The organism is Roseibium denhamense, from assembly GCF_009711415.1.
Classification (GTDB): Bacteria; Pseudomonadota; Alphaproteobacteria; order Rhizobiales; family Stappiaceae; genus Roseibium; species Roseibium denhamense.
Genome location: NZ_SMLZ01000112.1, coordinates 15805 through 28458 on the forward strand (window position 1 = coordinate 15805; position 12654 = coordinate 28458).

A 12654-nucleotide genomic window follows, 5' to 3' on the forward strand; every position below is an offset into this window, starting at 1 on the left:
GTTTTTCTGTGCATGCGCAACCAAGCTCCTCCGGAGGAGGCTCGGGAAACTGACAGCTGTGGCCCGCGCAAATTGACAGGTGTCAACACATTGGAGAGGGTGGGAGGCTGGCACGGCGACCCGTGCCGAGGCTCGTTAGGGCTGCTTCCTTCCGGACCTGACCCGGTTGGCGAGTGGCTCGTCCACCACCAACCTCCCGAGCGCCTTATATCAGGTTACACCCGGTGCTTGGCAAGAGGAGTTTTCAGAGATTTTTTATTGACCGGCAAAATACAAAAACAGGCCCGCGGCGCGAAGGCTCGGGTTCAAGCCTGTTTAGACAATCAACCAGGCTATTCGGTCAAAACGGTGGTAAATGGAATTTCACTGAGAGCCAAACCGGCCATATGCTGAAACAGACAGACCGGACCGGTTACGCCTGAAATCCCTATATTCTCGATTCCGGACAGAGATCCATGACACATTTTGAGTTGAATCCGCGTCTTGAAGGCGACAGTCTCCCGGTTCTGGACCTACACCTTTGTGAGGTCAGGCTGATGAAGGATGCCAATTACCCCTGGCTGCTCCTCATACCCAAGAAGAATGATCTGATTGAAATCATCGACCTGGATGAGGCGGATCAAACCGAATTGATGGGCGAGATCGCGCTGGCCAGCCGAGTCCTAAGAGACGTCACGGATGCGGAAAAGCTGAATGTTGGCGCACTTGGCAACCAGGTTTCGCAACTGCACGTTCATGTGATTGCCCGTTTCCGGGACGATGCAGCTTGGCCGGGCCCGGTTTGGGGCGCGGCCCCCACCCTAACCTATCCCACTGAAAAACAAGACGCTCTGATCGATCGTCTGCGGGACGCCTTTTCAACCGCCAGCTGAACGCCACATACTTCATGTGATATGGACAGCCGTTCACTGGCTGTTTAGTGTCGGCGAAGATTTCCAGTCCATCGATTTTCAAGGACCAATCAATGCGTGCCCCTGCCTTCGGCCTTTCGGCGCTGGACATGAGCTTTCTCGGCAATGAGCTGGACCGGCAATCAACGCGCCGCAGCGATACCGCTTACATCAATATGCTGCTGCACCAGAGCACAACCGAAATCATTCTTTCGACTGCCAGGACACTGGTTTTCGCCGAGGCGGCCGAACTCAGGATCGGGCACAGCCTGACAGTCGCCGAGGCGCTGGAGGCTGATCGCAACGAAATGGTGTTCCTAGGTATCCGCCGTGACAGCGGACAGGCACTGTTTGCGACCACCATTCCATACTCTGAAGAAGACCTGGCGGCACGCAGTGATCTGCGACTACAGGATCTCCGCAATCTTGCCCTTCAAAACGCTTTTTCCCAAGAAGACCTGGGCGCTCTTGCGCAGGCCCGCGCTCTTATTCATTGGCAACGGACCCATCAGTACTGTTCCCGTTGCGGCCACAAATCGGATCTTGCCGAAGCCGGCTACCGGCGGGATTGCCCAAACTGTGGTGGAACCCATTTTCCGCGCACCGATCCATGCGTCATCATGTTGATTACGGATGGAGACAGGGCGCTCCTCGGACGTCCTGCCCGCTTGCCGGAAGGCATATACACAACATTGGCAGGCTTTATGGAACCAGGTGAAACCGTCGAACAGGCGGTGCGCCGGGAAACCCTTGAGGAATCCGGGGTAGAGGTCGGAGACGTCCGTCTCATCTCAAACCAGCCGTGGCCCTTTCCTGCAAACCTGATGCTGGGCTGTATTGGGGAAGCGACTTCATCAGGCATCACAATCGAAGACGATGAGCTGGAAGCGTGCAAATGGTGTAACCGTGAGGAAGTGCGTCAGATGGTTTCAGGGACCCACCCGGAAGGCCACCTTATTCCGCCCTCCATTTCAATTGCCTATCATCTCATTACCAATTGGCTCGACGGGGCGATTTCATGACCTGGTGTGTTTACCTGACCCATCCCGAGGTGGTTATCGATCCCGACGTCCCAGTTCCGGATTGGGGCTTGTCCGCGACCGGCCGGGAACGGGCGGCATTAGGTGCACAGCTTCCCTTTGCTTCCGATATACGCCGAATTGTTTCGAGCGGTGAAAAGAAGGCAATCGAGACCGCCGAGATATTCGGAGCTGCCCACGGTCTGCACCACTTCGTTTTTAATAGCCTTCATGAGAATGACCGTTCCGCGACGGGGTTCTTACCACCGGCGGAGTTCGAAACTGTCGCCGATCAGTTTTTTGCAGACCCGTATCAATCCGTTCGAAGCTGGGAGCGGGCGATCGATGCACAGTCGCGAATCGTGACCGGTGTACGGGCTGCATTAAAGCCGATCCGTGAGGCGGAGCCTGTTCTGTTTACAGGGCATGGCGGCGTTGGCACGCTTCTCATGTGCCATCTGATGAATGCGGACATCACACGCGATCACGATCAAAAACGCGCCGGAAGCTGGTTCCGTTTCGAAAAATCGTGGCTCGTGGACCAGCTCGGACAGAATTTGGCTTGGACAGAGCTGTAACCCAAGTCGGCGTGCTGCCCGCATCGTGTTAGATTTGCCCAAACGATCTTTGCGGAGCGCACAATGACGCACTATGTCCGGCGGCTCGCCCTGTGGTTTGGCGCAGCCCTTTTGACTTTGAATGCCGTCCCTCATCCGAGCGCAGTGGCCGGTCAATATGATGCCGCTTTCCGGATATTCCTCCAGTCCGATGTGATCCCGGCAGCACGCCGCGCTGGTGTTTCGCAATCCACCTTGACCCGGGAGCTGAACGGTCTAACGCCGGACACATCGTTACCAGGCCTCGTCGGCCCTGGCGGCAAAGGCGAGCCGCCAAGGATCAATTTCCAGGCCGAATTCAGGGCACCTGCACGCTACTTCCGGGACAGCCAATTCAACGCGTTGGTTCCCAGCGGCCGACGCTTGATGCAGAAGCATGCATCGGTCCTGTCCCAGATAGAAGCGCAGTACGGCGTTCCAAAACGCATCATACTTGCCATCTGGGCACGCGAGTCAGGATATGGCGGCGCGAAGATCCCGCATGATGCCGTTCGTGTTCTGGCCACCCGCGCCTTCATGGGGCAACGACCTGATTTCTTCAAATCCGAACTGATCGCAGCCCTTCAAGTCCTGCAAAACGGCGATGTTAGCCGCCGGACAATGCGCAGCTCCTGGGGTGGTGCAATGGGGCAACCACAGTTCCTCCCGTCCTCCTATCTCAAATATGCAGTTGACTTCGACCGCGATGGAAAACGCAACATCTGGACGTCTGAGATCGACACGATGGCGTCCATTGCCAACTATCTGGCCAAGCACGGCTGGAAAACCGGCCGCGACTGGGGATACGAAGTGCACCTGCCCGACACAGTATCTTGCACCCGGGAAGGGCCGGACAACCGGCAGCCGATCAACACATTTGTCCGGGAGGGGGTCAACAGGGTCAGCGGTCGGCCCTTTCCGGAGTTTGAACTCAACAAACCCGGCAACATCCTGATGCCGGCAGGCCGCTACGGCCCTGCGTTCATTGCCACTGAAAACTTCTATGTGCTGAAGGAATATAACGAAAGCGATGCCTATGCGCTGTTTGTTGGCCATCTGGCGGACCGCTACGGCAACAACAAGGGCTTTGTTGCCGATTGGAAACCCATGAAAGAAACAACCCGGGGCGCTGTCCGGACGCTCCAGCAGCGGCTCGAGGCACAAGGCCATGATGTTGGCGGGGCTGATGGGCTCATAGGCTTCAAGACCCGCCGGTCTATCGGCAAGGATCAGGAACGTCAGGGCTTCTTTGCGACCTGCTGGGTCGGGTAAATCCCCTTATGCGAACGTTCCCAACAGCAGCGCTGCCGACACAGTCAGCGTCAAGGGCCACCGCAGTTTGGGATACCACGCCGGCGCAAGGCCTTCCCGCACCAGTTTCAGGTCGATCAGCAGGACCACAATAAACGTCATAACCATGGCCAAGGTGCCGAAGGGCTGCGGCACCAGCAGGCTTCCCCAGCCAATGAGCGATGGCACGACACTGACGCACAAACGTAACGCCAACTCTTTACCATCAAGTGCAGCGCCCTTTGAAATGGCCAGGCCCCACTGGATCCCGCCAAGGAAGGACAGGATCAAGGCGCCGTAAGCGGTCAGCGCAAACAGGAAGAACGTTTGCCACCCATCCGGCGCAGCGGCTGACGCAACGGCGCAACCCACAAACGGGATGGCGCCCGTCCCTCCCAGCCAAAGCGCGGACTTAGGTACAGCGCTTTGTGGGGGTGTATCGGTTGTTAGATCAGATGCGGCGTTCGCGCTCATGTATCCGTCTCCATTCCGCATCAAAACTTATTGGTTTTGCTGTTCGCGTGCCCGCATTTCCTGCTGGCGCATGGGCATCCGGTCAATTGTTCCAAACAGGTCGTTGGGCGGCACCGGCTCGGCTGATCGCAGTTTGATGCCAGTGTCCTTCCCCAACAAGACGGTCTCAAAACGGCTGTCCGGGTTCCGCATACGGTCAAGCAGAACCGGCCCGTCCAAATCCAACTCCGCACCAGATGCGGTTTTCGCCTGCCCGTCAATCACTTCCACAACCACCATGTCACGTTCTCGAAGGTCATTTGACACCGGCTCCAGCAGAGCCCTTTGAGCAAGTAACCCAGGATCTTGCGCATTCGGCGCGGTAATCACGAGGAGGCGGTACTTCCAAGCCCAGCTTTCCGATGCTGAAAGTTTGGCGCTTTCTCCAGAGCCGAGTATGGCTGCGGTGATCGCGGCGAGACACATAGATGACTTGGGTTTGCTCATGACGGTTGGCCTGCGGGTAAGTCTCCCTCATCCTACGCGTCTTGCCGGCGGGCAGATCCAAAGAAACGTGGCCTATACTTTGAAACTCAGACGTTTACCACGCCTTCCGGGGCCGTCTCCAAATGGAAGGCTGCTGCCATCAGGGCTTTTGTATAATCGGTCTTCGGTGTGTCGAAAATCTGGTCGCGGTTTCCAGCTTCCACGACCTTTCCATTGCGCATGACAATGACTTCATTGGCAAGCGCCCGCACCACTTTCAGGTCGTGCGAGATGAAAAGGTAAGCAAGGCCGTGGGCCTTTTGCAGGTCCCGGAGCAAATCCACGACCTGCGCCTGCACACTCATATCAAGCGCCGACGTCGGCTCATCCAGCATGACGAATTTCGGCTCCAGAACCATTGCCCGGGCAATTGAGATCCGCTGACGCTGACCGCCTGAAAACTCGTGCGGATAACGATGCCGGGTAGACGCATCCAGGCCGACCTCCTCCAAGGCCTTGGCGACCTTCCGGTCGCGTTCATCCGCGGAGATTCCTGGAAAATGAACCTGCAGGCCTTCGCCCACAATATCGGCAACCGACATCCGGGGGCTGAGGGCGCCAAACGGGTCCTGGAAGACGATCTGCATATCACGGCGAAGCGGGCGCATCTGTTTCCAGGAGTTGGCCTGAATATCAGCTCCCTGGAAGGCGATACGTCCCGTTGACGATATCATCCTCAAGATCGCCAGGCCGAGCGTTGTCTTGCCGGACCCGCTCTCCCCGACAATACCAAGGGTTTGGCCTTCCCGCACCTTGATGTCTATGCCATCCACCGCCTTGATATGATCGACCGTCCGGCGCAAGAGACCCCGTTTGACCGGAAACCAAACCTTGAGGTCATCGGCCTGGACCACAATCGGTTTTGCCGTGTCCGTTGCAGGCGGTTCGCCTTTTGGCTCGGCAGCCAGCAGGTGTTTGGTGTAGTCGTGTTGCGGTCTATCGAAGATCTCCGCCACTGGGCCTTGCTCGACAATCTTCCCCTTTGTCATGACGCAGACCCGGTCGGCAAATTTTCTCACAATCCCCAAATCGTGGGTGATGAACAAAAGCGCCATGCCCTGCTGGCGCTGAAGATCCTGAAGCAGCTTCAGGATCTGCGCCTGAACGGTTACATCCAGCGCGGTTGTTGGCTCGTCGGCAATCAGAAGGTCCGGTTCGTTGGCCAACGCCATTGCGATCATCACGCGCTGGCGCTGTCCGCCTGACAATTGGTGCGGATATGACCCCAGCCGGGTTTCCGGATCACGGATGCCGACCTGATTCAGAAGTTCAAGAACCCGTTCGCGGGCCTGACTGTCCCCCATCCCACGATGGATCTTCAAGATCTCGGAGATCTGCCGCTCCACCGTATGAAGCGGGTTCAGAGAGGTCATCGGTTCTTGGAAAATCATCGAGACCTGATTGCCACGGACCTTGCGCAATTCGCTGTCACTGGCCTGCAACAGATCCTTTCCACCCATCAGGATCTTACCCGTTGGGTGCGACGCTGCCGGATAGGGAAGAAGCTTGAGAACGGAGAGCGCCGAAACGGACTTGCCGGACCCGCTTTCGCCAACCAAAGCAACCGTTTCACCCTTCCTGATATCGAAGGAAATCCGGTCGACCGCCAGAGTTTGCGTACCGCCTTGGGTGAAGGCAACCGATAGGTCTTCGACGTTCAGAAGTGAAGATTCAGACATACGGCGTTTCCTAACTCAACGTCTTGCGCGGATCGAAGGCATCGCGCACGGCTTCGCCGATAAAGATCAACAGGCTTAGCATGAGGGACACAACGACAAAGCCGGTGATCCCAAGCCACGGGGCCTGAAGATTGTTTTTGCCCTGAGCCAGCAGTTCGCCCAACGAGGCCGATCCGGGCGGCAACCCGAAGCCGAGGAAATCCAGAGCCGTGAGCGTTGTGATGGAGCCGTTCAATATGAAAGGCATGAACGTCAGGGTCGCCACCATCGCGTTGGGCAACAAATGCCGCCACATGATCACTGGGTTCGAAACGCCCAGCGCCCGCGCCGCCGAGATGTATTCAAAGTTGCGCCCTCGGAGGAACTCGGCCCGCACGACACCCACCAGCGCGACCCAGGAGAAGGCAAGCAGGATCGTAAACAGGGTCCAGAACCCAGGTATGAGAACCGACGAGACAATCAGGATGAGGTAAAGCGTCGGGATTGCCGTCCAGATTTCAATGAACCGCTGGAAGAAGAGATCGACCCATCCACCGTAGTAGCCCTGAACCGCTCCAGCGGCGATGCCGATTGCGGACGAGGCGAGCGTGAGCGAAAGCCCGAACAGAATCGAGATCCGGAACCCATAGATCAGACGGGCCACCACATCGCGTCCCTGATCATCGGTTCCAAGCCAATTCCAGTTGCCTGCAACACAATTGGGGTCATCCACGCCAAGCGGATAGCGCGAACAACGCTCCTCCTTGCTCAAACGCCAGGACGGCGGCGCAGGCGCGGGAACCGGAATATCCTTGTTCACAGTTCGGTAGGAGTAGCGGATCGGCGGCCAGACCATCCAGCCATTCGCGTTGATTTCGTCCTGGATGAACGGGTCCCGATAATCCGTAACAGCCAGAAAGCCGCCGAATTTTTCCTCCGGATAGTCCGCAAAGACCGGACTCAGGATCTCGCCCTTGTAGGAAACGATGATGGGCCGGTCATTGACGATGAACTCTGCCAGCATCGCAAGCACGAACAGGACCAGAAAAATCCACAATGACCAGAACCCGCGCTTGTTTGCCTTAAAAAGCTCCAACCGGCGCTGATTGATCGGCGAAAGCCGCATTTTCTTCGGGGGCGGTGTCGTTTCTTCAGGCAGCGGAGTGATCGTCTCGTAGCCCGCATCCTCAAGGTCTTTTGTCAGGCGTTTATCCATCCCTCAGACCTCCCGGCTTTCGAAATCGATGCGCGGATCGATCCAGGTGTAGGTCAGATCAGAGATTAGGTTCACGACCAGGCCAAGCAGGGAGAAAATATAAAGCGTTGCAAACACCACTGCGTAGTCCCGGTTGATGATCGATTCAAAACCGAGCAAACCCAGACCGTCCAGGGAGAAGATGGTCTCGATCAACAGCGACCCTGCAAAAAACGCGGAAATGAAGGCACCTGGAAATCCGGCAACCACAATGAGCATGGCATTTCGGAAGACATGCCCGTAAAGCACTTGGCCCTCGGTCAGGCCCTTTGCCCTTGCCGTGATGACATATTGCTTTCTGATCTCATCCAGAAACGAGTTTTTCGTCAGCAAGGTGGTTGTCGCGAAAGCGGACAGGGCCATGGCTGTTAGCGGCAAGGCCAGATGCCAGAAGTAATCCGCGATCCGCGCCGGCCAGCTTAACTCTTCCCAGTTATCCGAAACGAGCCCGCGCAATGGAAACAAGTCCCAGAAGGAGCCGCCGGCAAACAGAACGATCAAAAGGATCGCAAACAGAAACCCGGGAATTGCGTAGGCCACAATTATTATGCCCGATGTCCAAACATCAAAGCGCGATCCGTCCTTAACCGCCTTCCGGATGCCAAGCGGGATCGAAATCAAGTAGGAAATCAACGTCATCCAGAGGCCGAGCGATATCGATACGGGCAGCTTCTCGGCGATCAAATCGACAATGCGAACGTCCCGAAAATAGCTGTCGCCAAAGTCAAACCGCGCGTAGTCCCATAGCATAGTCAAGAAGCGTTCAAACGGCGGTTTGTCGAAACCAAACTGTGCCTCGAGCTCCCGAATAAAGTCGGGATCCAGCCCCTGGGCGCCGCGATACTTGGACGTGATGCTGTCTGCGGCGGCCCCGGAAACTCCAGAGGACTCGTTCCCGACCGCCCCCATATCACCGCCGCCGCCGCTGATCCTTGCCGTTGCCGAAACATCCGTTCCTGACAATTGTGCAATCACGCGCTCAACCGGACCACCCGGTGCGAATTGAATAATAATGAAATTGATCGCCATGATGCCGACGAGGGTCGGTATCATGAGAAGTAAACGGCGTAGAACATATGCGCCCATAGGGTTTTTCAAATCCCTTCTTATTGGCTTTGGTCAAACGGGGCTCAGGTCGGGCCCGGAAGCAGACCGTGCGGAGCTTATCCGGCTTTGCCGAGCTTTTCCGCCTTTTCCTCGTCTATCCACCACAGATCTTCCACGGGGAAGAAGTATTGCGGTGTTTTTTCCGGATACCCGAACATATCCCACATTGCGACCTTGTGCGTCCCGCTGTTCCATTGAGGCACCCAGTAGTGACCGGCCCGCAAAACACGGTCGAGCGCCCGGGCCGCTGTGGTCATCTCATCACGGCTTTCCGACGCAATAATCCTGTCCATAAGCGCATCGATCGCAGGATTGGAGATGCCGGCAATGTTGTAGGTGCCGGGCGTTGCAGCAGCATCAGAACCCCAGAAATCACGGATCGTGTCCGAAAGCGTCGGGCCAAAACTGAACCTTCGGCTCGCGATGTCAAAGTCATAATCATTCAAGCGGGCCTGGTATTGGGCACCATCCACGACCCGGAAATTTGCCTTGATACCCAACCGGCTAAGGTTCTTGATGAACGGATTGGTGATGCGTTCAAACACCGTCGTGTTATTCAAAAACTCGATCTCGAGCGGTTGACCGTCCGGACCGAGCAACTCCGATCCCTGGCGCGTGAACCCTGCCTCCAGAAGAAGCTCGTTGGCACGCCGCAACAGCGCCCTGTCGGCACCTGAGCCATCACTGACTGGAGGCGTCACCGGCTCGCCGAAAGCAGCTTCCGGAAGGTCTTCACGGAAGGGTTCCAGAAGCGCAAGCTCTGCCTCCGACGGCAGGCCTTCCGCTTTCATGTCGGTGTTTTCAAAGAAGGACACCGTGCGCTTGTAGAGATCATAGAAGAGGTTTTTGTTGGACCACTCGAAATCGAAGGCGTAGCCCAGTGCTTCCCGCACCCTGGGGTCCTTGAATTTTTCGCGGCGGGTATTGAGGAACCATCCTTGAGCGCCTGAAGGCCGTCCATCCGGAAAAACCGTCGTTTTCACCCGGCCGTCTTCAACCGCCGGAAAGTTGTATTCCGTTGCCCAGTTTTTTGACGAAAACTCCTCACGGTAGTTCACCTCGCCCTTCTTGAAGGCTTCAAAGGCGACCTGCCGCTCCCGGAAGAACTCCACGCGGACCACATCGAAGTTCTTCTGGCCGCGTATCACCGGGAGGTCTTTACCCCAGTAATCACTGACCTTGTGATACTCGACATACTTGCCCACGGCATGATCTCCGACCTCGTATGGTCCGGAGGACAGCGGCGGCGTCAGGGTCGACTGCGCGAAATCATAAGCGGTGTAGTAGCGCTTTGAAAAAATCGGGTAACTTGCGGCGACCGTCAGCGGATAGGCGCGCGACTGCGTGCCATCAAACTCGATCCTGAGCCTATAGTCTTCAACAGCTTCGGCGGACCGCATCACGTTGAGCGGCTGGCTCATTAACGGATGCCCCTTTTCCTTCAGGAGCAACAACGAAAAAGCGGCGTCCTCGGCGGTCAGCTTCGACCCATCATGAAAGCGCGCTTCGGGCCGCAAGTTGAAATGAAATGTGTTGCCGTCCTCTGACACTTCGACCGTCTCGGCAACAAGACCGTAGACAGCATCCGGCTCATCCCAGGCCCGGACCATCAAAGTGTCGAAGCACAGTTCCATGCGCGGCGGGGCATCGCCCTTCAACACAAAGGCGTTGAACGTATTATAGGTCAAGACGTTTTGGTTGTAGTACCAGTAGGGTGCCTGAAACGAAAACGTCCCACCCTTCGGCGCATCCGGATTGGCGTATTCAAAGTGGGTAAAATCCGGCCCGTATTTCAAGTCGCCGAACACGGACAATCCATGCCGGGCCGAAGATTGCGCCTGGGCGACCGCAGCAAGCCCCGGCATCATCTGCGCAGAACCGACCGCGAAGGCTGCACCCGACAACTTCAAAACAGTGCGGCGTGTTGGTTTTGTCCGGTTCATCTGGCAGCCCCTGTCTTCTCAGCCTTCTCGGTGTCGTACCACCAGATCGTTGGAAAGCCGTGCGTATATTCCGGCATTGTTTCGGGATGAGAGAACCGGTTCCACCGCGCTGTCCGGAAGATCCCTGAATGCCATTGGGGGATCACGTAATTGTTGTGCATGAGAACCCGATCAAGCGCGCGTGTTGCCGCAATAAGGGTCTCACGGTCATCCGCAAAAATGACCTTGTCGATCAAAGCGTCAATGCCGGGATCCTTGATCCCTGCGTAGTTGAAGGATTGCTCCTGATCGGCCGCGACGCTACCCCAGTAATCACGCTGCTCATTCCCAGGAGACAATGACTGCGCCCATGCCAGAGTCGACATCTCGAAATCGCGGCTGCGTATCCTGTTGATGTATTGCGGGGTGTCCAAGACACGGATCGTCATCTCAATCCCGAGTTTGGCAAGCTCATCCGCGTAAGGCTGCACATACCGGACCGAGTTCGGATTGTTGTCCACGAACTCAATAGTAAAGGGCTCTCGGGTCTCAGCATGGACCATCGTGCCGTCCTCAAGCTGATAGCCAGCTTCCCGGAACAACCCAACAGCTTGCCTCAGGTTTGACCTGAGAGCATCACGGCTCCCACCGACCGGGTTTTGATACTCCTGCGTAAAGACCTCAGCGGGTATAAGATCCCGCACGCTTTCCAGGATCTCGAGTTCCTCACCCTCAGGAAGCCCGGAATGGGCAAGTTCAGTACCTGCGAAATAGGAAGCGGTCCGCTTGTATTGATCAAAAAACGCAGTCCGGTTGATGGATTCAAAATCGAAGGCAAGGTTTAACGCCCTGCGGACCCGTTCATCCTGAAATTTCTCCAGACGCAGGTTGGGAACGAACGCCTGCATGATCCCGCGGCCGCGATCCGCGAAGGTCTCGAGGACGATTTTTCCGTCTTCTACGGCCGGGATTTCGTATCCCGTAGCCCAGTTTTTCGCGATGTTTTCAGACCGCCAGTCGTATTGATCTCCTTTGAAAGCCTCAAGCAGCACAGTCTGGTCCAGATACGAATCGTAGCGGATTTCATCGAAGTTGTTGGTGCCGGTGCGGACCGGAAGATCCTGCGCCCAATAGTCTTCCACCCGCTCGTAAACGACAAAACGGTTTGGCTCAAAACTCTTGATCTTGTAGGGGCCGGAGCCCATGGGCGCCTCGATCAAGCTTCGCCCGATGTCGCGTTGCTGGCCGTCCGCATCCGTTCCAGTCCACCAGTGTTTAGGCAAGACCAGGATCTGGCCAACGATGTGGGGAAGCTCGCGATTGTTGGCTGCATCGAATTCGAACCGGACGATGCCCTCACTCGGGGATGTGGCCGATGTCACGTTTTGATAATAAAAGCGCTGGCGCGGGCTCAGTTCTGTCGCTTTTTCAAACGACCAGATAACGTCTTCCGGCGTAATACTCTTGCCGTCGTGCCAGCGGGCGGCCGGATTGAGCCGATATTCCACCCATGAATAGTCATCTGGATACCGGACAGCTTCCGCGATCAAACCGTATTGGCCGCTGATATCGTCCTCATCCAGAGCCTGTTCCATCAAAGTATCGTAGATCAGGCCAATCCCCGGCGCGACGCTGCCTTTGGGAAGCAATGGATTGAATGTATCAAAGCCGCCGATATCGGACACGCGGACTGTTCCGCCTTTTGGCGCATCGGGATTCACGTAATTGAAGTGCTTAACATCCGCAGCGTAACGCGGGGAGTCCGTCAAAGACGAGGCGTGATGCCATTCGGGCTCGTCCGCCAATACAGGTGCGGCCGTGAGGCCGGTGGCCAGCGCCAAAGCAACCCATACCCCACGCCAGGTTTTTGTCTGCTTCGCCGACCATATACTCATCATTGGCTACTCCGTCCCTTTGC

Annotated in this window: 11 protein-coding genes and 1 other RNA gene; 4 read left to right on the top strand and 8 right to left on the bottom strand. The window is 56.6% G+C overall.

Annotated features, from left to right (window positions below; genetic code table 11):
• Nucleotides 1-99: 99 nt before the first annotated feature.
• Nucleotides 100-197, bottom strand: an RNA gene (gene ffs / locus E1180_RS15425) — signal recognition particle sRNA small type.
• A 258-nt stretch (nt 198-455) separates the two neighbouring features.
• Between ffs and E1180_RS15430 the strand changes: the two genes are divergently transcribed.
• The 4 genes from E1180_RS15430 (at nt 456) to E1180_RS15445 (ending at nt 3777) form a co-directional block, all read left to right on the top strand.
• Nucleotides 456-872, top strand: a complete 417-nt coding sequence (locus E1180_RS15430) for an HIT domain-containing protein (RefSeq protein ID WP_155192232.1) — start codon at nt 456-458, stop codon at nt 870-872.
• Nucleotides 873-964: 92 nt separating this feature from the next.
• Nucleotides 965-1912, top strand: a complete 948-nt coding sequence (gene nudC, locus E1180_RS15435; protein WP_155192235.1) for an NAD(+) diphosphatase — start codon at nt 965-967, stop codon at nt 1910-1912.
• Nucleotides 1909-2487, top strand: coding sequence for a histidine phosphatase family protein (locus E1180_RS15440; protein WP_155192237.1), 579 nt, complete (start codon nt 1909-1911; stop codon nt 2485-2487). The genes nudC and E1180_RS15440 overlap by 4 nt, the downstream gene beginning before the upstream one ends.
• Before the next feature lie 63 nt (nt 2488-2550).
• Nucleotides 2551-3777 carry a lytic murein transglycosylase gene (locus E1180_RS15445; RefSeq protein ID WP_155192240.1) on the top strand — a complete coding sequence of 409 codons (1227 nt, stop codon included), beginning with the start codon at nt 2551-2553 and terminating at the stop codon, nt 3775-3777.
• Nucleotides 3778-3783: 6 nt separating this feature from the next.
• On the opposite strand, the gene E1180_RS15450 is transcribed toward E1180_RS15445, so the two are convergent.
• The 7 genes from E1180_RS15450 to E1180_RS15480 all read right to left on the bottom strand — a co-directional run bounded on the left by E1180_RS15450 (nt 3784) and on the right by E1180_RS15480 (nt 12634).
• Nucleotides 3784-4269 carry a DUF3429 domain-containing protein gene (locus E1180_RS15450; RefSeq protein ID WP_196220608.1) on the bottom strand — a complete coding sequence of 162 codons (486 nt, stop codon included), beginning with the start codon at nt 4267-4269 and terminating at the stop codon, nt 3784-3786.
• A 27-nt stretch (nt 4270-4296) separates the two neighbouring features.
• Nucleotides 4297-4755, bottom strand: a complete 459-nt coding sequence (locus E1180_RS15455; RefSeq protein ID WP_155192244.1) for a DUF4174 domain-containing protein — start codon at nt 4753-4755, stop codon at nt 4297-4299.
• Between the two features lie 86 nt (nt 4756-4841).
• On the bottom strand, nt 4842-6473 hold the full coding sequence (locus E1180_RS15460; protein WP_155192247.1) for an ABC transporter ATP-binding protein: 1632 nt from the start codon (nt 6471-6473) through the stop codon (nt 4842-4844).
• Nucleotides 6474-6483: 10 nt separating this feature from the next.
• Nucleotides 6484-7668 (bottom strand): ABC transporter permease, encoded by a 1185-nt coding sequence (locus E1180_RS15465; protein WP_155192249.1) that lies wholly within the window; start codon nt 7666-7668, stop codon nt 6484-6486.
• Between the two features lie 3 nt (nt 7669-7671).
• Nucleotides 7672-8793, bottom strand: a complete 1122-nt coding sequence (locus tag E1180_RS15470; RefSeq protein ID WP_155192251.1) for a microcin C ABC transporter permease YejB — start codon at nt 8791-8793, stop codon at nt 7672-7674.
• A 77-nt stretch (nt 8794-8870) separates the two neighbouring features.
• Complete coding sequence (locus E1180_RS15475; RefSeq protein ID WP_155192253.1) at nt 8871-10757, bottom strand: extracellular solute-binding protein; 1887 nt, start codon at nt 10755-10757, stop codon at nt 8871-8873.
• Nucleotides 10754-12634, bottom strand: a complete 1881-nt coding sequence (locus E1180_RS15480) for an extracellular solute-binding protein (protein ID WP_155192255.1) — start codon at nt 12632-12634, stop codon at nt 10754-10756. Before E1180_RS15480 ends, E1180_RS15475 begins: the two co-directional genes overlap by 4 nt.
• Between the last annotated feature and the right edge of the window lie 20 nt (nt 12635-12654).